This is a genomic window from Paenibacillus oleatilyticus (assembly GCF_018998565.1).
Lineage (GTDB): Bacteria > Bacillota > Bacilli > Paenibacillales > NBRC-103111 > Paenibacillus_G > Paenibacillus_G oleatilyticus.
This window is the reverse complement of sequence record NZ_JAHNZO010000002.1, coordinates 213,373-235,609: the sequence shown is the minus strand read 5'-3', so window position 1 is coordinate 235,609 and position 22,237 is coordinate 213,373. Positions and strand designations below refer to the sequence as shown.

General features: G+C 49.4%; 21 protein-coding genes and 1 riboswitch. All 21 genes read right to left on the bottom strand.

Translation table 11 applies throughout. The features are described 5' to 3' along the window. Positions 1-209: 209 nt before the first annotated feature. The 21 genes from KQX66_RS04290 to KQX66_RS04190 all read right to left on the bottom strand — a co-directional run bounded on the left by KQX66_RS04290 (position 210) and on the right by KQX66_RS04190 (position 22,229). Entirely contained in the window at positions 210-1,232 is a 1,023-nt protein-coding gene (locus KQX66_RS04290; protein WP_216790164.1) for a cytochrome c class I, read from the bottom strand. Further along, complete coding sequence (locus KQX66_RS04285) at positions 1,229-2,548, bottom strand: c-type cytochrome (RefSeq protein WP_216790161.1); 1,320 nt, start codon at positions 2,546-2,548, stop codon at positions 1,229-1,231. The genes KQX66_RS04290 and KQX66_RS04285 overlap by 4 nt, the downstream gene beginning before the upstream one ends. 138 nt (positions 2,549-2,686) lie before the next feature. Next, complete coding sequence (locus KQX66_RS04280) at positions 2,687-3,025, bottom strand: DUF6262 family protein (protein WP_216790158.1); 339 nt, start codon at positions 3,023-3,025, stop codon at positions 2,687-2,689. 159 nt (positions 3,026-3,184) lie between these two features. Continuing rightward, on the bottom strand, positions 3,185-4,033 hold the full coding sequence (locus KQX66_RS04275; protein ID WP_253956906.1) for a sensor histidine kinase: 849 nt from the start codon (positions 4,031-4,033) through the stop codon (positions 3,185-3,187). A gap of 173 nt (positions 4,034-4,206) precedes the next feature. Beyond that, positions 4,207-5,298 carry a class I SAM-dependent methyltransferase gene (locus tag KQX66_RS04270; protein WP_216790153.1) on the bottom strand — a complete coding sequence of 364 codons (1,092 nt, stop codon included), beginning with the start codon at positions 5,296-5,298 and terminating at the stop codon, positions 4,207-4,209. Positions 5,299-5,319: 21 nt separating this feature from the next. Next, positions 5,320-6,327, bottom strand: a complete 1,008-nt coding sequence (locus KQX66_RS04265; protein WP_216790150.1) for an ABC transporter substrate-binding protein — start codon at positions 6,325-6,327, stop codon at positions 5,320-5,322. Then, positions 6,324-7,130: an ABC transporter ATP-binding protein gene (locus tag KQX66_RS04260; protein WP_216790146.1), complete on the bottom strand. Its 807-nt coding sequence runs from the start codon at positions 7,128-7,130 to the stop codon at positions 6,324-6,326. The genes KQX66_RS04265 and KQX66_RS04260 overlap by 4 nt, the downstream gene beginning before the upstream one ends. 17 nt (positions 7,131-7,147) lie before the next feature. After that, positions 7,148-8,230: a FecCD family ABC transporter permease gene (locus tag KQX66_RS04255; protein ID WP_216790142.1), complete on the bottom strand. Its 1,083-nt coding sequence runs from the start codon at positions 8,228-8,230 to the stop codon at positions 7,148-7,150. Positions 8,231-8,392: 162 nt separating this feature from the next. Then, positions 8,393-8,595, bottom strand: a riboswitch (cobalamin riboswitch). 330 nt (positions 8,596-8,925) lie between these two features. After that, the gene (locus tag KQX66_RS04250; protein ID WP_216790139.1) at positions 8,926-9,219 is read right to left on the bottom strand and encodes a DUF3349 domain-containing protein; all 294 of its coding nucleotides are present in this window, start codon (positions 9,217-9,219) and stop codon (positions 8,926-8,928) included. 359 nt (positions 9,220-9,578) lie between these two features. Next, complete coding sequence (locus tag KQX66_RS04245) at positions 9,579-10,367, bottom strand: cytochrome c oxidase assembly protein (protein WP_216790137.1); 789 nt, start codon at positions 10,365-10,367, stop codon at positions 9,579-9,581. After that, entirely contained in the window at positions 10,357-10,845 is a 489-nt protein-coding gene (locus KQX66_RS04240; RefSeq protein ID WP_216790135.1) for a DUF2243 domain-containing protein, read from the bottom strand. The genes KQX66_RS04245 and KQX66_RS04240 overlap by 11 nt, the downstream gene beginning before the upstream one ends. Then, complete coding sequence (locus tag KQX66_RS04235; protein ID WP_216790132.1) at positions 10,846-11,190, bottom strand: DUF2512 family protein; 345 nt, start codon at positions 11,188-11,190, stop codon at positions 10,846-10,848. 568 nt (positions 11,191-11,758) lie between these two features. Then, entirely contained in the window at positions 11,759-12,211 is a 453-nt protein-coding gene (locus tag KQX66_RS04230) for a hypothetical protein (RefSeq protein ID WP_253956905.1), read from the bottom strand. A 75-nt stretch (positions 12,212-12,286) separates the two neighbouring features. Next, complete coding sequence (locus KQX66_RS04225) at positions 12,287-12,427, bottom strand: hypothetical protein (RefSeq protein WP_216790130.1); 141 nt, start codon at positions 12,425-12,427, stop codon at positions 12,287-12,289. Positions 12,428-12,617: 190 nt separating this feature from the next. Continuing rightward, the gene (locus tag KQX66_RS04220; protein ID WP_216790128.1) at positions 12,618-13,127 is read right to left on the bottom strand and encodes a DUF6630 family protein; all 510 of its coding nucleotides are present in this window, start codon (positions 13,125-13,127) and stop codon (positions 12,618-12,620) included. An 18-nt stretch (positions 13,128-13,145) separates the two neighbouring features. Then, positions 13,146-14,000, bottom strand: coding sequence for a hypothetical protein (locus KQX66_RS04215; protein ID WP_216790126.1), 855 nt, complete (start codon positions 13,998-14,000; stop codon positions 13,146-13,148). A 746-nt stretch (positions 14,001-14,746) separates the two neighbouring features. Continuing rightward, the gene (locus KQX66_RS04210) at positions 14,747-15,214 is read right to left on the bottom strand and encodes a hypothetical protein (RefSeq protein WP_216790123.1); all 468 of its coding nucleotides are present in this window, start codon (positions 15,212-15,214) and stop codon (positions 14,747-14,749) included. Positions 15,215-15,339: 125 nt separating this feature from the next. Then, a complete protein-coding gene (locus KQX66_RS04205) occupies positions 15,340-15,660 on the bottom strand; it encodes a hypothetical protein (RefSeq protein WP_216790121.1) in 321 nt (106 codons plus the stop codon). A 30-nt stretch (positions 15,661-15,690) separates the two neighbouring features. Beyond that, positions 15,691-15,957, bottom strand: coding sequence for a hypothetical protein (locus KQX66_RS04200; RefSeq protein ID WP_216790118.1), 267 nt, complete (start codon positions 15,955-15,957; stop codon positions 15,691-15,693). Positions 15,958-16,301: 344 nt separating this feature from the next. Further along, positions 16,302-16,694: a hypothetical protein gene (locus KQX66_RS04195; protein WP_216790116.1), complete on the bottom strand. Its 393-nt coding sequence runs from the start codon at positions 16,692-16,694 to the stop codon at positions 16,302-16,304. 6 nt (positions 16,695-16,700) lie between these two features. Then, entirely contained in the window at positions 16,701-22,229 is a 5,529-nt protein-coding gene (locus tag KQX66_RS04190) for a DUF6531 domain-containing protein (protein WP_216790114.1), read from the bottom strand. Positions 22,230-22,237 lie beyond the last annotated feature (8 nt).

The following is a 22,237-nucleotide window of genomic DNA, read 5'->3' as shown; positions in this document are numbered from 1 at the left end:
GCCGTTACGAATTTTTTGTTTCGAACAAAACAATATCGGTATTTTTGTTTCGCACGAAACAATATTATTATAGCAGATTGGCAATTATATACAACCCCGCTGTGCTTTATTTTTACAGGTATCACAGGTTGTAATGGAAAAGAGCCTGCTATGGCCCTTTTCCGATTACTTATTACTAAACGCCGCCTCCACGGCAGCCTTCCCCGGCATTATTTTTGTACAGTGCGCGGCGATTCCTCCATGTACGGCTGCAAGTAAATCTCCCTCACCTCGTGCCGGATCCAGCTCATCAGTGTCAGTACGATCAGCAGCACGGTAACGGTGGCGGCGAACAGCCTTCGCCCATCCTGCCTGACCAGGCGGACCAGCAGCCAGCATAAGCCGATAGCCAGCAGCACCGCGGTAGCGAGCAGCGCGGTATGGAACGCAGATCCGCCCATAAACGCATGGCGGACACGTCCGTCCATGCTAAGCAGCAGCAGCGGTCCTGCAAGCAGTTGAAGCAGCGTGAAGCCTGCCGCCATCGTTTTGCCGTAGCGCTTGGCCGCCTCCGTGACCGCTCCGGCGCCGTTCCGCTCGCGGCGTCTCGCCCACCCGTACAGGAACAGGCCGAGCATCGTAAAGCTCGCCGCCATAAAGTGAAGGTAGCGCTGCCAGATGGTCGGATACGCGAACAGCGAGCGCCAGAAGCCGCGCTCCGGGTCCCACAGCTCGGGATGGAGCATCGAGGTCACGTTCGTGATGAACAGCAGCGGTACGAACAGCAGGATCAACGTGCCGAATAGGCCGAAGCCAAGATGCAGCGCCTTGCGCTTCTGCCAGCGTTCCCATGTGAATTTATAGACATACAGTGCCAGAAACGCGACAGTCAGCAGCGGGATGAGCAGCAGCCACATTTTGCCGATCAGGATCGTCGACGGATAAAAAAACTGGGTGTAAATGGTGCTGATGATCAGCAGCGGCGCAATGCCGAGCACGACGGCGATGCTTTTGACAATCGACACGTGCGTCGCCATATGCTGCGCCAGGCGGTCCAGAACCGCATCCTTGCGGACGATGCCTTTCAGCTCGTTATACACCGCGGACACAGAGCCGGCTACCAGAATGTTGACGAAAATGATATGAAGAATAAAGCCGACGACCATCAGCACTTCGAAAAATGGCAGGTCGCCCGGAATGGCCAGCCCCAGATCGTTGGGTACTGGCGATTTGGCGGTCAAATAGGCGTTCACTCTGCACCGTTCCTCTCCGAAACCATCTTGTGAATATAGGCGGCCAGCGCCTTGACCTCCTCGTCCGTTCCCGCAAACGGCGGCATGACCGGACGGATATTGTGCATCTGCGGAATGAAGGACGCCAGCGCTTCCTCGCTCCAGCCCTTCGCTCTTTCCGTCATGACCCGGCTGCGCCGCGGACCATCGATGCTGTGACAGGCGATGCACTGCATGCGGAACAGCTCTTCCCCGGCCTGGAGCTTGTTCGCCTCCGTCACCTCCCGGACGGGAGATAGCTTCGCTTGCGCCAGCGCGCCATCCTTGCGAAACCGCTCGACATCCGTTTTCAGCACGCCGTTGGCGTACATGTAATTGTAAATGACATACGGCTTGCGAATATTTTCCCGGACGATCTCGAACTCGGTAATCAGCAGCAGCGAGAACGCCGCCGTGAATACGGTTAGCGCAACCGGGTACTTCGTCCGGCCATCCATCAGCATGACGCCGAGCACGAACATAAGCAGCAGGCCGAGCACGTTGATAAAGGCGAACGTAAAGTCGCTCATGCCCGACGCCCAGACGACCAGCGTTTGCGCTTGATCGGGCAGCGTCTTTAGATACCACCACCCGGATGCGAGCATCAGCGGCACAGAAACGACGAGCCATTTGCCGTACAGCTTCAAGACGATGTGGCGGTCAAGCGAGTCTTTTACAAACCACCGGTTCAGTGGCGTCAGTACCGCAACCCCCAGCGTGATGGCGGCGAAGGTGCGGAACAACGTGGAAGGCACCCAAGTCGTATTCAAAAATGCGCTCCAGAACGACAGCGTCTCGACCCAATCGCCTGGATTGATCTGGGCAGCCAAAATGCCGGTAATGATTACCATTGTGAACCAGGACATGATGCACAGTGCAAGGCCGGTCCACAAATGCAGCTTTTTCTTCTCTCCCTTCCAGCGGTCCCATGTGTAAAAATACGTCAACAGCAATACGACTTCCGATACGAACACCAGCCATTCCGTAAACCAAGCCCAATGAAAAATGCGCAGCAGCGAGCCGATTGCATTCGGCAGTATAACGGTCGTTGTGAACCAAATGCCTACTCCCGTCATCGCTCCCGCCGTCGTGGTGATGATCAGAATCCATTTGCTCAGCCATCTGGCGTACGCCTCCAGCCTTTCGTTCCCTCGTTTGAAAGCAGCGTACTCCATGGATACCATAAGAACGGACCCGCCGATAGCGACGGCATGATTGATCATGACGTGCAGCACCGCCATCATGCCGATCAGGTTGCCGTTGCCGACCCAACCGAAATCGATTGTCGGAAATTCCACCTTCCCGCACTCCCTTTCCGTAAAAAAAATAATCCTTGCCGCAAGCGACAAGAATTATTGTATAGAAGTCGTTTTCGTTCAAAATGACTCCCCAGGGCTAATATATTGATAAAATAATGAACAAACACGTCATTTACTTTAAATAACAACGGGTATCTTCGATTTTCTCAGAATTTCGTGCAGTCTCCGCACTTCTTTTCGCAACCTCTCGTTCTCTTCCTCCAGCCGCTGCGTCAGCCTGCATTTCTCGCTCGTCTCCGTCTGCTCTTGCCTGCGCAGCCATTCGATCTTGTCGCGAAGCTCAGGATGGGTATACAGAAATGGCTTGGACACGCCAGCCTCGATCGATACGGTATTGAAATTAATCTTCAGCTTTTCCTTCCTCAACCGTTCAATGGCCGATGCGGCCTTGCGGTACGCCTCTACCGTCTTTTGCTCGCTGAATTTCTTAATCCCTTCGACATTTCTACGCTGCATAAGGCTGCCTCCCTGCACTCTGTTCTTTTCGCGAACCCTCGTCCTTATTATAACGAACGATAAAAGGCGAAAAATGACCCCTTTGAGTCAATTTTCCGCCTTTTTTATGAACAAACGGTGGACGACCGGCTTCAGCGTCCTTCCGTCCGGCTTACTCCCTTAATGCCTGAATGCTGCGTCATCCGGCTTGTTCACGACCAGCACGGTGTGCCCGTTCTCTCTGCGGAGAGCGAACGTCCAGCCCATCTTGGCCGCGCGGTCTTGGATGATTTTCAAGCCGTAGCCGTTCTTCTTCGACAGCGGATCGAATACGAAGCCTTGGCCGTCGTCCGCAACCGTGCACCTCCAGCCGTCACCCGCTCCGGGGGCGTCCTTGCCTTGTATCCAGACGTTCGTCGCCCCTGCATGCTTGAAGACATTGATTAAAGCCTCGCGAAGCGTAGCGTACAGCTCCACCTTTTCTTTTACGGTCATGCGCTCCTCGGACAGCTTCCATTCCAGGCGGACGGCGATGCCGGTATCTTTCCTGAAATCCGCAATCAGGTGCTGGACGGACTCCATCCACGGCTGCGCTTGCGGCGCGGCCGGATACCGCAAGCCGTCGATCGCCTGGCGGACATAGTCGTTCACTTCGTGCACGGTTTTCCGCAAGCTTTGATACAGCTCGCCCATCGGAACTGCATGGCTTTGCTCCATCCGGTCCACGCGGACCGATAACAGAAATAACGATTGGGCGATGCCGTCGTGAAGCTCCGAAGCCACTCTCTCCCGTTCCTCCAAGGCCGCCTTCGCCGCCCGCTCCTGCTGCAGCTGCTCCTGCAACTGCTCCATCAGCGCAAACAGCTTCCGAAGCAGCGTCATCGTGACAAGGTAAACGAGCAAAGGCGCCAGCCAGTTGCCCAAATCCATCGAAATGTAAGGAAGCAAAAACTCATGCCGGGTATATTCCCATATCCCGATGGTCAATGTAGGAATGATCAAAATCAAACTCTTCAAATGCTTATACAATGAGAAAAATCCTCCCGGATATGTAATCAGCGTATAACCACGCTCCTTCATCTAAACATAAATTAAGTACCTGTGCCTATGACTCGCCGGGGCTATCTTTTCTAACGAAAAACATTTGCAAAAAAAATAATCCCTGCCGTCTTCGACAAGGATCATGTATAGATACAGCCGAATCAGCGCTTTTTCGCCAGGATCGTGAAGGACGCAGCCGCCGCGTGCACGTTCATTCCGGCGTCCGTTCCGACCGGAAAGCTTCCTGCGCGCCATGCCTCCGGCGTGTAGGGAAGCGTCGTCGAGCCGAGACGCCCTTCGGCTTCCAGCGTCTCCAAGGTTTCGTCCGGCTTCAGATCGGACACGACCCGGTCAAGTCCGCTCGGAAGCACCGTGCTCCATGGCTTGCCGCTGCCTTCGTTTTCTACGAGGCCGACCACCTCGAAGCCCTCCGACTCCAGCAGCAGCACGAGTTCCTTCGGCGTCATCAGGGCCAATTCCCGTTCCACCCGGTATCTGGGCTGCTCCAAGCCTTGCACGAACGTTTCGTAGGTAACGGTTAGCCGGTAGATTTGACGCCGCAGCGATGTTTCCCCTTCCACGTGCTTGTAGACGATTTTGTCCTTCGGCAGCACCTTACGCTGCACCGTTTTCCAGCTCGCTTGCACGGGCGGCAGCAGCAGCTCCACGGCAAGCAGCCCTTGGGGAACCAGATGCTTTCGGATGTTCCCGAGCACAGTCCGGTGCTCGCTCATCCGGGTTACATGCTGGATAATTCCCTCGGGGCACAGAACGTGCGTGAACGTCTCGGCGAGCTCCAGCTCCAGCATATCCTGCTCCACCAGCTCCAGCGTGTCTGCACGGTCCTTAAGCACGCGCTGACGCTTCGTTTCCGCGAGCTTCAGCATGTCCGGACTCCGGTCCACGCCGCATACCCGGATGCCGTGCTGCGCCAGCTCGACCGCGATCCGGCCGGTGCCGGTGCCCAACTCCAGCACGCTGGGCGGCTCGAAGAAGCCGGCGGCGGTGCCCATGATCCAGTCGCGGGCAAAGACGATGCCGGCTTTCTCGGCGAACTGGTCGTACAGCTCCGCTTCCAGCCCCGCATACGGCGCGTTGGCCCGAGGCTCATGCCGCACGCCCTGGAGGCCGCATCGCGAGCAGACCGTTCCCGCCAAAGCCCCGATCGCCACGCCCGCAGGCACGCCGTTGCGGCAATCGCCGAACCACTCGTCGTAAATATAATGGCAAAATGAGCATTCCGTTGTGGTCAACGCCGCTCCTCCTGACGTTTTTTAATTAAATTTTTCGGGATAAAAACCCTTCGCCATTTTTTCCAAAGCCGTCGTGTTTCTTACCCCCTCAAACACATCGGAAAGCGGCATAATAACGAACTTGTTGTTCTTGATGGCCGTTACGTTCGCCAAGGCCGGAAGGCTTTGCAGAAACTTAATCTTCTCCGCGGCCGACGGCTTGTCGTAGTCGAAAATCAGAATAACCTCCGGATCACGCTTGACGACTTCCTCCCAACTGACCTTCGCCCATCCTTTTTCGACATCGTCGAATATATTTTTGCCGCCCGCAAGCTGGATCAACTCAGTCGACAACGACTTGCCCGCCGTATAAGCCGTGTCCTGTCCGCTATCAAAAGCAAATATCCGTAACGGCTTCTCGGGCTTCCCGACCTTCGCTTGAATCTCTTTGACTTTCGCTTTCATCGACTTGACGAGCGCGTCGGCTTTGGCCTGCACGTTGAATATCCGCCCGATATTCGAAATATCCTCGTACACGTCCTCCAGCGTGCCGAACGGCACGTACGTCCCTTTGGCCACATAAGCCTCGATTCCTTTTTCCTTCAACGCTTCGACGGTGCCGACGCCTTTTTCGGCAAAAGCGCTTTTCCGGCCGTAGACAAAATCCGGCTCCGCACCGAGCAGCACTTCCAGTGAAGGATATTTGTCGGCCAATACCGGAATGGCGGCGTACTTCTCCTTCAGTTCCGGGAGAATCTCGTCGTCCATATATGCGGTGCCGACCATCGACTTCTCCAGGCCGAGCGACAGCATTATTTCCGTCGTATGCTGGTTTAAGCTGACGGCCCGCTTGGGCGCTTCCTTGAAGGTGAGCGTGCGGCCCATATTTTCTATCGTCACGGGGCTGTAGGGCGCAGGCTTGGGCGTACCGTTCTGCGGGGTGTCCCCGCTTGCCGCCGGGTTTATCGACGTCGTTTGACCGCAAGCGGCCAAGAGAAGCAGCGAACAAACGAACAGCAAGGATATTGTGCTAGCTAAGATGCGTTTCATGAAATTAAAGCTCCTTTTTGTATCAAATGAGATAGCAGCGATTCGGGAAAATACGTAATGCTGAGCTTCCGGGTCACCGGATGTACGGCCAACTGCGCGCTCACGCCGAACACCTGGCGCAGCAGCTCCGCCGACATCACTTCTTCGGGCGTGCCCGAAGCGTACACTTTGCCCTCATTCATCACAATGAGCCGGTCGCAGAAATAACAGGCCATGTTCAGATCGTGCAGCGCGGATAAGGCGGTCATCCCGAGCATTTTGATCAAGTCCATCATTTGCAGCTGGTACCGGATGTCCAAGTGGTTTGTCGGCTCGTCCATGATCAAAAATGGCGACTGCTGTGCCAGCGCCCGTGCGATCAGCACGCGCTGCTTCTCTCCTCCGGACAGGCTGGAGAAGCTCCGCCGCGCATACGCTTCCATCCCCACGCGCTCCAGCGCTTCGTCGACCACGGCGTCGTCTTCCCGCGTGTCTGCGGCAAACATCCGCTTATGCGGATGGCGTCCCATGAGCACGATATCCCGGACCGTAAAATCAAACGCGGACGACGTCTCTTGACTGACGACAGCCATCCGCTGCGCGGTTTCCTTATGGGTCAGCTCGGACAGCTGCTGCCCGTCCAAGGAAATCCACCCCGCTTGGGGCTTCAGCACACGGTAGATGTTTTTGAGCAGCGTCGATTTGCCGCTTCCGTTCGGACCGATAATGCCGACGAATTCGCCCGGCTGAATCCGCAGGTCCACGCCTTGAATGATCGGCACTCCCTTCACACCGTAGGAGAGCCCCTGAACCTCCACCTTCATCTTCTTGGTCCCTCCCTCTAGAATGAATATGTGCTGCGGCGCAGCAGCCAAATGAAAAACGGTCCGCCGCACAGCGCCGTCACAATCCCCACCGGAAGCTCCTCCGGCGCAATAACGAGCCTCGCAAATACGTCGGCCCAGATCATAAACGAGGCTCCGAGCAAAACGCTGACCGGTAAAACGCGGCGGTGATCCGAACCGACCATCAGCCGGACCAGGTGCGGAATCATCAAGCCGATAAACCCGATGGCTCCGCTCACGGCAACGATTACCCCCGTCAGCAAGGAGGTGAGAATCACCAGCACTTTACGGAAGCGATCCATGTTCACCCCCAAGGTCACGGCCGTCTCTTCCCCCATAAGCAGCGCATTCAGCGAACGGTATTGGAGCAGCAGATACAGCGTACCGGCGACGACAATACAGGACGGAAACGTCAAGTAGCTCCACTTGGCCCCGGTCAGGCTTCCCATCATCCAGAACATCGCCGAGCGGATGCCTTCTTCCTTGGGAGCCATCGTGACGATGAAGCTGGTCAAAGCCGACAGCATCATCGACACCGCAATACCGGCGAGCAGCAAGCGGGTATTGGACAGCGCTCCTCCTACACGGGCCAGCATATACACCAGAACGATGGCAATGAGCGAACCGATAAAAGCTGACACCGATAAAGCATACTGCCCGAACAACTGGAAAGCTCCGAACAAAATGACGAGCGTCGCGGCAGCAGATGCCCCGGAGGACACTCCGAGAATATACGGGTCGGACAGCGGGTTGCGCGTCAATGCCTGAATCGCGGTGCCCACCACAGCCAGTCCGCCTCCGACGACGGCGCCGAGCAGTACGCGCGGAAAACGGATATCCCAGACGATACTGCCCTGCGCCTTGGACCAATCGGGCTCGAGCCACCGCTCCAGTCCGGGAATATGCGAGAAGGCAATCTTCCAGACGGTCGACGGTTCGATGCGAACCGGTCCCAGCATAACCGCAAGTGTGATCGAACCGAGCAAAATTCCGAACAGCCCCAGCAGCACCAAGGGGAAACGCCCTTCGGCCACGGCCCGGTCCGCTCGCGCAGACCTCTCTTGTATGATGCTGCTCATCGGATTCCCCCTCTTTTTCCTAAGTACATGCAAAAAGGAGCATCTCCAACCACGCACAGCGGTTAGAAATGCTCCTCCCTAAGAGATGACGACCCGATGGACCCATCAAGGTCTCGAATTAGCCCCAGCATCCTAACACCTCCCCATTCTCCGCAGGTTATAGCAGTGTTGTCAAAACAGGCAGGTCTCCTGACTCAGGGGTTCTCCTTCGGCGTCTTCCCGGAAATAAGCTCCAGTGACGCAATGCCGAAAAATAGCCGGACCTTCCGGCTCCCTTTACAGTGGCGGGACCGCGACGGATTTGCACCGTACTTCCCTTTTAAGCTTCAGCCGATCGCTGAAGCACCTGTTTCCCCTATTCGGTTGTCCACAGTAAGTCTATAGCAGTCCGGAAGCCAGTGTCAACTGAAATTATTCATGCAAAAACAACCGTGACGCCCTGTTCTTGCAAGTTTTCGACAATCGCTTGAAAAAACGGCCGGTTGCCTGAACATTTTTCCATATCATATTCCCATAGGATAGGATGCTCTCCATTTCTCCAAATGTCCAGCTCTTCGCTCGTCATCACATAGGGCAAGTTGAAGTTACCTAATATAAACTAGTCTATGGATGTATTCTTTGCTTGATGCAATATATTTTTTTATTTCGTCGCAGAATACAAAGTCGATACCCTCTCCAACATTCCCACAACTTCATTACTCTTCATTTAGCCATGCTTCGTAACCATGGGGCATTAGCTTCCCTATTACTAAGTCTAGACTCTCCTGCCCAGGCCGATTTGTCGTTACCGATCGATGGACATCATTATGAGCTGCAGCGCTATCTTTACCGGTAACTATAACAATGACCTCGGCTAAATTTCTATCCGTCAGATGTTCGTACAATAAGGCGAGCAGTGGATAGTACTCCTCTTCTCCGATGCCTGCCGGGAACGCTTTACTTAACATGGTACAAGTCCTTTCCAAATGTTCCGGTATTGGATCGCTCATGTTAATTCCTCCTGAGAAGATGATGCCAAACGATTTTCCCGTAAAACTATTCCTTGGTACCGATCTCTATCCAACATTTTATCAGTTCTTGGACACACAATGAAATATTCCAACAAAAAATAACCACAGCACGGCTTTTTTTCCGTATTGTGGCTCCGATGAGATGCCATATTTTCAGCAGTTACCCTTTTTGCGAAAGCAGCCATTCCTCATAACAGGGACTGCAAAGGACCTCGAGACGTTCTTCAATGCCGCTATCGTCATAGATCGTAATGCTGTGTGCAGTTTCGGTGTTTTTTTCGCAATAATAGCATTGGTGCGACATGGAATGATATTTTCCTCCTTGTAGCATTCAGATGTTAAGCCTTTGCGGCCACGCTCATGCGGGGACGGGCTGATTTAAACCATTGCAGGCAAAAAATAAAGATGAGCACCGCGTCGATGGCATCACCGCCGTAGTACATCAGCTTCCCTCCTTGCTCTGCTTGTATTTCGGAAACCCCGGCGGGCGGATGACCATAAATGTACTTGGACAACATGCCGTGTGCCGCTAAGGCCAATACAAGCACAGTCGCGCGGTAAAAGAAGCTCTTCCGATGCGGTACCGGGTCAACATAGATCATGGACACCGTAAATAAATAACCCGCCAAAAAAACATGGACATGCATCAGGAGATGGATAATCAAACTTTGATGCATGAGCCTGAAAAGGTCGGTTGTATAAAGAATCCATAAGCCTCCGATATGAAGAAAAGCGGTCGGCAACGGGTCGGTTAGTATCCGAAGAGGCCAGCTTTTTAGCACATGCGAAAGCTTTCGTGACCTTGTTACAGGAAGAGCTTTTAGAAGAAGGGTCATTGGTGCCGCCAGCGCCAGAAGGAGCGGCGCCAGCATTCCAAGCAGCAGATGCCCGGTCATATGAGCCGCAAAATCCGTAATAGCCCGTTGAGCCAATGGTCCAATCACAGCTGCAGCTGCACTGCCAACACCGATAAACCAGCATACATAGCGGTAAACCGGCCATGGTTTGAATCGACGGCCGGATATGAACGCGGCATAAACATAAAGAACGAAAACCGCTATGGCCAACATCGCCAGTCCAAGCTCGACAAAACTCCTCGTTTCGTGATGAAACGACTCATGATTCATTCGGTGACATCCTTCCAAGCTTGCCTTGATCCCTTTTCGACCGAATGAGGAACATACTGCCGGCCAAGATCATGGTTATTGCGGTAAAGTTCCAGATCAGGTCGTAGACGATAACATTCTCGACATAGCGGATTTGGTGGATACGCATGAGCTTGTGCTGGATCGTTCCGTCATATAACTGGAATGTGCCGCTGCCGAGCAAGCTGCCTCCCCACCACCTTTGGAGCTGCAGGGCGTTTCGCCGGAGAAGATCGGCAAACATAAAGAGCCCGCCGATCGTTGCAAACCAGCTAAAAGCATGAAACAAACCATCCGAGACCAAGCCGATGCCGGTTGTAGATTTATCGTAGAAATGGTGCCAATGCAGCAATTGATGAAATACGGCTTCATCGATAAAGGCTACCAAGCCAAGTCCGAACAGACAGCCTGCCCCTACATTACGGTCCAAAAAGGGATAGCATGTCTTCAAATTCGCCAATTAGCCGGTAACCTTTTCTCTTTCCCGGTCGATTGCCAGGAATCGGTGATACACCGCTTCACCGGCCCCTAGAAACAGCGTGAGGAAGATGAGCCCGCCGATACTCAAATCCCATTTCAGCAAGGAAGCGACGACCCAAAAATAAACAAAGGCCAGCACCGCATCAACAAGCGTTGCGACTGTATTGTTGCTTATCCTCAGCACATACTGGTCACCCAGTAAGTAAGCTATGACACTAAGGACAACGGAAGCTATGGCCGCTTCCCAGAACGTTGCCTTTGTGAGCCAAAGGAGGATGGTAACGGCAATCGCTCCATTAAGCAAAAGCTTGAAAAGAATTTTCACAACAAAAGCCCCCTTTTTTGGGATGGTAAGTTTAATGTGCTCATTATTTTCTTTACAAATTCATGGAGACATGAAGGAAATGCAAAAAAGACATCTCGTTATGAGATGCCTCATTACACAATCTCAGTAATTAGTCAAAAATATATTCCACTTTCCATGACCCTTCAAAGCGTTCCGGAACGACGTTTAAGTTTTCGCAAATTTAATATACATTAATATAGATCATCTTGATGTTTCGATCATAAAGATTGCTATCCCAGGAATGGTTAAAAATATCTATATACTCGATAGGGATGTCAATAATTAAAAATAAAAAACGATGACCTATTCCTTCTTTGATTTAAATCGATGATATCCGTTCTTTTGAGAAAATGTTCCACCGTGTAGATTACAGCCTCATCTCCTGTGCCCTTCCAGCAGTTGGTCGTCCCCGTACGTATGAACGCAGTGCGCTCCGGTGGTTAGTCCGTCATGACACCAATGGAAGCTGTACCCGTTGCGGCCCGTATTCTTGAGCTAGAAATCCATTTTTTTGGGAGTGACTGGTTTAACAAACTGTTCCTTTTTCTCAATGTCTAACTTTTATCTCTCTCATGTAGCGAGTTACTGCAAAACAATCTTCCAAATCTTCATCCCCTAACGACCAATATAAAATTGTATTCATATGGATTGCCTCATCCTTTTCAAGAAGATTTTTGATTCTGTTCCATATTAAAGGACTGAAATTATTTTCATTAAGGTAATCATTAAATGAGGCTATAATTATCACCATAAGTGCAAATCTTTCTTCAATATTAAGTAGAGTTTTTTCATAAAATGCAAGAAATTCTTCTATACGAGATGCGTTTGCTACAATGTACTCCCAATCTTGACAAAATTCATCAGGTTCAGGCAAACCTAACTTTTCTATGAGAAAATCTCTTGCCGGTTTGGTGACATATTTCAAATTATTTTTCATAACTCCTCCATTATTTTGCTTAGTTCTTGGATACTTACTATTATATGGGTAAGCAGTTGTCAAACTCCCCTCCTTTTTTACAAACATGTAGCTCAATCTGGAGCATTTTCTGTATCAATAGAACAGTGTCCTTTTACATTAGACGGAAAATCCATAGATTTCATGCTGTTGCCCGAGGAATAACAGTTCCTCCGGCAGACCTTCCCGAGCCGCATACAGGCCGATAGGGTCGCGATAGCTGCCTTGCCGCATTAACGCTTGGCCGTCTTCCTCACTCATGATGCCCCCGAGCTGCATGCAAACATAATCTAAGATGAACTTGTTACATTATTTGATTAGCCAAGTCTATCACTTCGTTTATCTATCCTCTTGCCAAATGCTTTTCAAAAAGATAACCACAACGCTAAAGGTTGTGGTTTCCTAATCATTTCCTATATTTTTTATACTGGAATAAAAAATTTACTTGCTTCTAAAAAGAATCGCTAATTACTACCTCAGCTTCTTCCGCTAACCGTTTGATCTCATCGATATCAGCAGTGGGGACAGTTATCAATACATAACTATCGCTATCAATGTCCATGTAAGCCAAGGATACGCCAGCTTCTCCCAATTTCTTAGCGACATGATTCAAAAATTCATCTGTCGGCATTTCGCTGTAATGATCGCTTTCGAACTCTTTCCAATCTATCGATGCTAATTTTTTTCTATCCAACAATTCATCTACTACGTCACAAACATACGGTCCTGTCTCTTTCCAGTCAATCTCAAATGCTAATTGATGCTCCAGCAGGACATCCACTAGCGAAATCCAAGCTAACTCCTCTATCGGCTCATTTATGCATCTTTCGTCAAGACGATCCTTGTATTTTTCAAAATAAGCTAACGGCTTCTCTAAAGATAAGCCAACATCATCAATAACTATTCCTTCTACATCAAAGGATAACTTTCGGCTAAGCTCCAGTAGTGCCGAGTTATTCATTCTTTTCGTTCCTCTCAATTAGCGTATGATACGTTGCCAGTCTGGCACTTTCTCGTTCTTCAACACATATTGAAGAATCTCGTCCGATTCCAGATCGTACCCAGGCCGATCGTTTGGAATCTTCCCTAATGGATTTTGTAGCAACGGATGCTCTATATTCGGTGTATCCAGCCCTTCCTTGTCTCTGACCAGTTTAATGCAGTAATAGTCATAAGGAATATAAACAAACGATAATATTTCTTTAGACTTTTGAGGAGTATCACTTGCGCTATAAATATGAAAATCACATACCTCGTATAGAAGCTCCTTTAAATTCTCTGAGCTATGCCAATTGTTCATTAACCTTACGTATACGTTATCCTGCGGTAAAATTTTAAATAACTCGGGCATTTCCCCTGTCTTCCACTTGTGAGATAAACATGCCATAAACACGTGATGTGTTTTGTTTTCTGAATAATATTCCGGATCTTTCGAGAACATTTTGGTTGCATACTCGGTAACGAGTTCAGCAATATCATTATGTTTCCAAAGTAAAGATAATCCTATCAGACCTCCTAATTGCCAATGCATTACGCTTCCACTATTCGGAACACTTTTAACGATGTGAGCGAGCCAAAAAATCTGTTTTTCTATCAAAATCCAAGCAGTTGAGTCCCCATTTAATATTTTATTTTTTGCATTTCGTTCCAGTTGAACACCCATTTGATATTCAAGACCTAACGCTAGCTCGTTCTTTTCTTTATTTTGAATCATTTCGTCAATATCTTTTTTTACCTCTTCTAATATCTCTTGTACTTCTTCTTCTGTAATCACTTCTTGCTTGTACTCTTTAATAGTTCTATTAAAATATTTCATATACTTTGAATAATCCATATATTTTTTTATCACTCCATTGACAGTTGTAACCTTACTTGGTCATTTAATCTCTTTAAAACATACTTCAGTTTCGCTTGGCACATTTTTTAATACATAGACTCCGGTAAAAAAAGGCCAATGAGGTATTCCCCATTAGCCTCGAATGAGATAAGGATATGTTTGCAAACTACTCTAAAATATAATTGACGTTCCATGATGTATTAAATTTTACTGGATTAATATTTAACTCTTCACAAATTTGGTATAGCAATTCCTCAGTATCAAACCCTCGACAATAAATTAAATGAGTATCTTTGGCAATATCTATTTCTACATCATAACCTGAATCATACTATTTAAAAAAATCTACACTTACATCTACTACAACCAAAAAATATTTATGGTCCATACCTCTTTCTAAAAGTTTGTGCAGATCTTTGCGATGTTTATTATGTTCCATAATGTACATCGCCGCCCATCTACGAAAAGCTGTATTCTTACTCTCTACCACTTGGGCATTACATTATATTTATTATAAGCAAAAACACCATACCAGATTCTTTCATCTAGTTTTTTTTTCATAATGAACTACCTCAAGCTATTTAAACAAGTCTATTCGATACATTACACAAAAGACTTGTTTTGATGAATTTAGATTATGGGACTGGAATTATAAAAATGTCCTTTTAGAGTCATTTTTTCATGAGTTGATGTTTGCCTTTCATTGGTATAAAATCAGGAAAACCTATAACCTATCGTACATGTTATATATCTATTTTTATCATTGTGTCCATGATAAACTTCCTTTCTACATCCTCCAAACGGGACTTACCATACAATTTACTTAAAAAATATTCTGAATTTCTTTTATTAAAAAATATGCGTACTCCATTATTAAATATAAATACCAATTGTTCCTCTGAACAAAAAGCATCGTATTTAATATTAGGATATTTTTGCTGAAATTCTTTTTTAAATTGACTCATACTTGTATCTTCCGGAAAAAAAGCAATTGAATCATGAGAATATATACTATCATTTAAATACACAAATTCAATACTCAAGTTGCTATTCTCTAATGTATATACAATGCAATCCTTTGTACTCCATTTTTCATCACATATTTCTTCTAGCTGCATCATTTTTGGTAACTTTTTATTCGGCAGATAAGCATATCCTCCAAAGAAAATGTAATCAAGAATATCAATTTGTAAGATACAATTTTTATCCATAAGGACACTTCACCTTCTTTAAGTATTAGCGTTGGCTTGCTTCTACCACTCTTTTGCTATGGATATAAGTTTATTACAAATATGACTATTTTCTCTATCTACTAGAACACTAAACTTGGCTCTTACTACTCTTGTTCTATTAGATTTCGGTCTTTATCATAAAGTGGCGAGTCATCCTGCAACTTATGATAAACATCTACCTCATCATGTTGTGCATGCCAACTATCACCACGATGTTCCCACATTGCTATCAATCCTAAAAGCTCTTCGAGGTTCGTTGCGTTAAAAAACAGTCCATCTTTTTCAGCAGAATAGTCATGAACTGCTGACCACACATCGTCTGATACAAGTTGCGTTGACATTGAAACAACAAAACCTTTTGACTGAATTACCTGCAAACATGGAGCGGACGTATTTCCAGAAATCCCTATTTTAACTTTATACATAGTCTCCCTCACTTAAAATATTTAATCAAACTATTTGCACCGAGTAATTTTATTTCCCAGTATCTGAGCGTGAACGAGTACTTCATTATTCCTCTTCATATTTGCAAAAATACCAGATTTTTTAGCTGCTTTAACTCCTAACTCATTCTCAATTATTTCCATCGCTTTTTCTTTCGTCAAAATTGTGATATCACCAGACTTGACCAGTTCATCTAAATCTAAAACTGAGTCTTTACTTATATTATTTTGGCTTGTAAAGGAATCAGCACCTCGAGAATTACCATTTTTCGTTTTCAACTGAGTACTAAATGATGTTAGACGACCATCTCCTTTTTCGCTTGTGTGATCAATAATATCTTAAGTAGTAATTATTTAGTTATTTTCCATATTGTAATTTTAACCCAATTAATTTGATATATGGACATAAAGCTCTCCACTTTATTCCAGTTGATTATTTCCATATTAATTTGCCAAAAGCCACGTGTAAAGTTAGTCTAATGCATGTATTTAAGATTAAAAATGGACCTATTTCTATGCCACTGCACGAAATAGATCCTATAAGTTCTTATGGTGAATTCCATAAAAAAGACCAATGAGGTATTCCCCATTAGCCTCGAAAGAGATAAGGATATGTTTGCAAACTACTCTAAAATATAATTGACGTTCCATGATGTATTAAATTTTTCTGGATTAATATTTAACTCCTCACAAATTTGGTATAGTATTTCCTCAGTATCAAACCCTCGACAATAAATTAAATGAGTATCTTTGGAAATATCTATTTCTACATCATAACCTGAATCATAACTATTTAAAAAATCTACACTTACATCTACTACAACCAAAAAATATTTATGGTCCATACCTCTTTCTAAAAGTTTGTGCAGATCCTTGCGATGTTTATTATGTTCCATAATGTACATCGCTGCCCATCTACGAAAAGCTTTATTCTTACCCTCTACCTCTTGGGCAATTACATTATATTTATTATAAGCAAAAACACCATACCAGATTCTTCCATCTAGTTTTTTCATAATAAGTTACCTCGGGATACATTTTTTATTAGGATTATTGAATTCTTCCCAGAAAACTCTTTGAACATCTTGGCCCACAGTATGGAACTGTAAATGTGGATTACGTGCATGCTTATATCGTTCTGGATCTGTAGTGAAAGGATCGTGCTCATTTAGTACATATTCTTTTATCTTATCTTCAAAAATCCATTCGTCGTCCCAATGATAATAATTGCTTTTTTCTATCTTGGTATTCTTCCAAAACCATTTTTTTGCTTCGGTTGATTTCAAGCCAGCTGAACTTGTATATCCTTTTGCTAGTTGCATCTGATATAAAATCATTTCAGCTTCTTGTCTTGTTCGTACGAAGACATCCGTTTTGCCTTTAAGCAAATCCTTTAATGCATTTGAATTTAATCCGAATGCATCAATATAAGTTAACGGATCATGCACATACCCATATAATTGTATTCCACCAGCTAAACCAATCGGGTCCTGCTGCGTATACATTCCTTCATGCGGCGAGTAGTAGCGAAACCGGTTGTAATACAGCCCCGTCTCCTCGTCCTCATACTGCCCCGGATACCGGAATGGGCATGCGCTGCGCTCACCTAAAAGATCTTGCCGCCGAACCTTCCCGTAAATGTCCAGTTCGCACGACCATACCTTTTCCCCTGTATCGTCGTACATCTCAACAGGCGTACCCAAATGGTCCGTTATGATACTGTACGAGCCCTCTGGTGTAATCTTCGCGGTCGGATGAAACGTTCCGTCTTCAAAGATCCATGTGATCAAGCCGCCAGGATTTAGCACTTGTCCCAGCCGCTGCTTCTCCTTCGGCTGTTCGCCGCCCCATTCTGCACCGTTTTCAGCTTGGATTTTCTCCGCTTTCCACTCATGCAGGATGGTATTTCCATCCCATACATAACAGTGTACCACACCGTTAAAATGCTTCTCAATCCTGCGACCAAGGCTATCATACGTAAACGTAACTTCCTGACCGTCCGGCCGCACAACCTTGCTCATCATATTGTTGCCATAGTACTCATAACGCCAATACGTGCCGTCCGGGTCTATCTTTTCAGCAAGATTTCCTTCTTCATCATAGCTGTACTTCGTCCCATTGAAATCCAGCAGCCGCCCGCCGGGTCCGTACGTCCGGTCCGTCTTGTGTCCGTCGCTGTACAAATTCCCGACATTGTCGGCCATGCGGAAGATTTTGCCGAAGTCGTTCGTGGCCCCGATCAAGGTTCCAAAATCGTCATATCCGTACTGCGTTTTCTTGCCTGTCAGCTCGTTGAGCACGGACTTTAGACGGTTATTGACGTCCCACGTATACTTTCGTTTGCGGGCTTCCCGTCCGCCCGCTTTTACACTGTGTCGTTCAGGCCGTCCTGCGGCATCGTACTGCCAACTGCTGATTACGCCGCCCGGCAACAGTCTCTCGATTTCCTGCCCAAGCGCATCGTACTTCATCTGCGCCGTCCACGGTTTGCCAGCTGAGTCGCCTCCGTGCTGCTGCTGCGCCTGCATCTGGCTAACTTGCCCCAAGATATCGCGCTCCATCGTCACTTGAGCGCCAAGGCTGCTGCTTACTTCCGTCCGGTTGCCCATTTCATCGTATTGGCTTGCTACCCAGTACGCATCCCGCCATTCCTTAATGACACGACCGGCCCGGTCATATTCCAGCTTCACCGCCGCAAAAGGATTGGCTGTCTCCAGTATATCCCCGACACGGTTATACCTAAACGTCTCCACCAGACCGTCGCTGTATTCCACCTGCGTTACTCGTCCCATAACGTCATGGCTGTAAGCCGTCCATCGTCCGCCCGGCCGCTCTACCTTCTGAAGCAGACCTGCGGGGCTTCGCATGTATTGCCGTACAATTCCGTCAAAGCCCGTTTCGCGAACGATACTTCCGTTCGCATCGCGCTCCAGCACATACCGCTCGCCTCGCTCGTTGATAATTTCGGTCAGTTCTTCTTCCTTGTTGTAGGTCAACTTGACACGCTTACCCTTTTCTTCGCGCCAAGTCAGCTTACCAAGCGGGGTATACCCGAATGCTACACGGTGCTGGTTATCTTCCGCGAGGATCACTTCATCGTAGGCATTATACTTCAGCTTAATTACATTACCATCCGGCAGCTCGGAGCGCACGACTCGGCCCAGCGCATCGTAGACCAGCACTTGCTTCGCTCCAAGCGGATTCGTCTCCTGCAGACATTCTCCCCGGTGGTTATATGCCCACTTTCCACTCGTCCCGTCAGGCAGCGTGACCTCGATCAGGTTATCCTGATCGTCGTAAAGGAGCCGCGTGGCCGCACCTTTCGGATCGTATACTTCGCTGATCCGATGCCGCTCATCGTAGGCAAAACGCGTCACTGTCTGATCGGGCCCGACAACTCCCTTCACCCGGCCCAATTCATCATACTGCCATGCCCTGATACCACCTTCCGGGTCCTTCACCTGCTCCAGTCTTCCATCTTCACGGTACGTGTACTTCCATACACCCCCATCCGGCTGTACTTCCTCAACAATCCGTCCGAACTCATCGTACGCATACCTAGTGATCCGGCCTTCCTCGTCCGTTTCGCTCAGCAGCTCGCCCAGCTCGTTGTACTCATACTGCACAACGCCGCCAAGCGGGTCGACGATCCGGGTGCAGTAATACTCCGGGGTGTATTCGTACGTTGTCGTATGCCCCTGGCTATTACTCACTTCATTCCAGCCGTCGTTGTACACAATGCGCCCTTCTAGTAGCCCGTCGTCCCCATACGTATGAACGCAGCGCGCTCCGGTGGTCGGTCCGTCATAACGCCAGTGGAAGCTATACCCGTTGCGGTCCGTCTTCTTGAGCATCAAGTGACTTTCGTAGGACATGCGGGTCGTCTGTCCCAACGCATCCGTCACCTCGATGAGATCCCCCGCCTCGTTGTAGCGGTACTGCACCAGCACCTCGCGCTGTTCCCCGCGATAAACGTGAGTCACTTTCGTGATCCGTCCAGCTTCGTCCGTTTGGATATGCAGCCTCCGGCCCACGCTGTCCGTCACCTGCCGCAAGTAACCGCGGTCATCGTACGTAAGAACGATGGAATGTCCCCATTCCTGCCCGATCCGTTCCAGCCGGAATTTCGTTTCCATCCCTGTCTGCTTTCCGAAAAGGTACGTCAGACGGCTGTCTTCCTCGAAAAGCACGTACCCCGTCCCTTCCCGGCGCAAAACCATCCGTTCTTTCGGGTTTCGCGTTTCCATAAGTCCACGGTATAAGCGCTCAAACGAAACCGACCGCCCGTCTGCGAGCAGTATACCAATGCAGTCATCCAGCACCTCCAGCCGCATATCCAGGCTGTGATGCACGCCATGACCGAGCAAGCCCCGATGACCGCTGTCGCTGATCCAGCGCCGGTCCCATTGGATCGGTAGCGGGCCCGGAAATTCGAAGTCGGTCGCTTCGCTCATCATCCGTCCCGTGATCAGATCGACCGGCTCAAAGCCCCATTTACAGAAACGGTCGCCAAGGCCTTTGGTGCACTCGAATTTCTTCAACACTTTATGGTTGAACTTCGTAAGCGCCTTCTTCGCCCCGGATTTCTCCAACGCTTTCTGGAGCAACGCCTTGCCCTTCTCCGCCAGCTTCTGCTGCATATCCTGCAGCTTCTTCTGCAGCAGCTCCCGCAGCTCCTCGGCCTTCTGCTTCAGCTTCCGGGCTCCTGTCATCACCTTGTTCAGCGTGTTCTTCCCGAACTGGACGGCCTTCTTCGCCGCGGCCCGGCCGATTTTTCCGGCCATCTTGCTTCCTGCCTTCGCCGCCGCTTTGGCCGCGACCTTGGCTACGCCTTTCGCTGCCAGCTTCGCTGCACCGAACGCCGCGCCCCCAATCGGCAGCATCGAGCCGATGGACAAGGCCGCGCCGAGGAAATCTCCGCGGCAAATGCTCACGACCGCACTCGCCGCTCCCGCGATAATGCCAAGACCCGGCACCATGCTGAGCACATCCAGCGCCGTCCCTAGCTTTTCCAGGAAGCTGTCCTTCTCCTTGTCGCTCTTGGCCTGCTCCGCTTCCGGGTTGCTGAGCGCCTCGAACGACTGCCGCTCGCTGCCCGTCATCATGACCTGCTGGCCCGTCACGTCGGTCATGTCGGTCAGCATCATGCTGCTTTTGCCGCCTGCGATCCACAGCTCTTCCTGAGCCTCCGCACGGAACGTTTTCAGCTCGCTAAACGATAGTTCCTGCTCCGCCATCAGCACGAGGTCTTTATCGCTCTGCAGGGTGATCCCGTCTTCTTCGCCGATGGTGATAAACAGCGCGCCTTCCTTCGCCGTGAACGAAATATCTTTCGTCCCCAGCTCGAATTCCTTGCCTCCGCCCGTGGAAAACGACTTCACGGTCGTATCGGCCATCTTCTTGTTCGCCTTCTCCGCTGCTTCACCCTGCGGGGAAAACGGCGTCCGCACCGATTGGATCAGCATCGCTTCCGCTTCGTCGTGCGTCGGAAAATACAGCTTGATCTGCGACCCAATCGGCGGCATGGCATGGAAAATATGGCTCGTCGGCGACGAGTACGGGAACCAGACTGCTTCGTGCTCCGGCTGGTTTTTGTCGATATCCAGATGCACCTTCGCCTTCTTGACGCCGATCGCCAAAATTTTGCCGTCCATCGCCAGACCCGGCAGGTTTTCGTTATACCGCTTGTTTTGCCGCAGCCCTGCCGGGGTGGTGCATAGGTAGTCGAATTGCAAAATGCCGTGAACCAATGCTCCCTGAATGCCTGCAACGACAAACAGACGGCCGTTTCTCTCCACCTCCGCCCCAAGCTCCAGCCACTGGTCCTTTGCGACGATAAAGCGCGTAAAATCTTCCTCCTGAAAGCGTTCAACCTTCGTTTCCACCGCGGTCAGAAACGACTGCACGTCATGCCGGATGCCGTAGGCGCCCTCTTCCAGCTTCACATGCTGCCTGCCCGACGGCGTTCCGATCCACAGACGCGGGGCATGGGTGCTGACGTCCGGCGTCACCACCGCACCCGCATGGGAAGCGATCCGCTGAATAAACTCCCAGTCGCTCTCCTCGTATTGGAGCACCAGATCGCCGAGCGAAGCTCCGCGCTGGAACGCGTCGGTTTCCAGAAAGTTTCCACCCGGATACGCGTGGATCACTTCAGACAGCACATCCGTATAAAGCATGCCCGCATGCTGGAAGGAGCGGCTTTTGCGCTGCACGTCCAGCTGGTACGTATGCGAGATGACGTCCACCTGCACGTTGTATACGCCATGGATGCGGTCAACTTGGATTTCATGCAGTTGACCGAGGAACAGCGGTTCCTCCGGCTGCCCTTCCCGAGCCGCATACAGGCCGATATGGTCGCGATGGCTGCTTTGCCGCAGCAACGCTTGGCTGTCTTCCTCACTCATGATACCCCCGAGCTGCATGCGCGCATGGGCTCCGGGAAACCGCGTCATGTTTATTTCTTCAAGCCGCAGCTTTCCGTACGGCCATTTCAGCATAAGATCCTGTACGGTCAAGCCCGACAGGCGATCCGATTCGTAGTTTGACACATCCATCC